1 protein-coding gene is annotated in these 402 nt (G+C 66.7%); it reads left to right on the forward strand.

Annotated features, from left to right (window positions below; genetic code table 11):
- Positions 1-402 (forward strand): Rossmann-fold NAD(P)-binding domain-containing protein (locus VT50_RS40105; protein WP_206269555.1); only part of this gene is annotated, 402 nt, incomplete at both ends.

Genomic DNA, 402 nt, shown 5'->3' on the forward strand with positions numbered 1-402 from the left:
TTTGCGGCCCATCTCGGCTGAGCAGTTGCAGGCGGCCCGGGCCAGTCGTTATGACTCGCTGTTCCAGTTGGATTGGCAGCCGGTGGCCGTGTCGGCTTCGGTTGTTGCCGGGGGTTCGTGGGCGGTTGTGGGGCCGGATGTTGGGCTGGGTGAGGCGGTGGTTCGCGCGGGCGGATCGTGTGTCCGGTACGCGGATGTGTCTGCGTTGATTGGCGCGTTGGATGAGGGCGAGGCGGTGCCGGAGACGGTGGTGTTGTTCTGTCCGACGAGCGGTGGTGAGGACGTGGCTGCTCGGGTGGGGGAGTCGTTGTCCGCTGTGCTGGGGTCCGTGCAGGTGTGGCTGGGTGAGGAGCGGTTGGCTGCTTCTCGTCTGGTGGTGGTCACTTGTGGTGCGGTTGCCGC

This window comes from Streptomyces antioxidans (genome assembly GCF_000968685.2).
GTDB classification, from domain to species: Bacteria; Actinomycetota; Actinomycetes; order Streptomycetales; family Streptomycetaceae; genus Streptomyces; species Streptomyces antioxidans.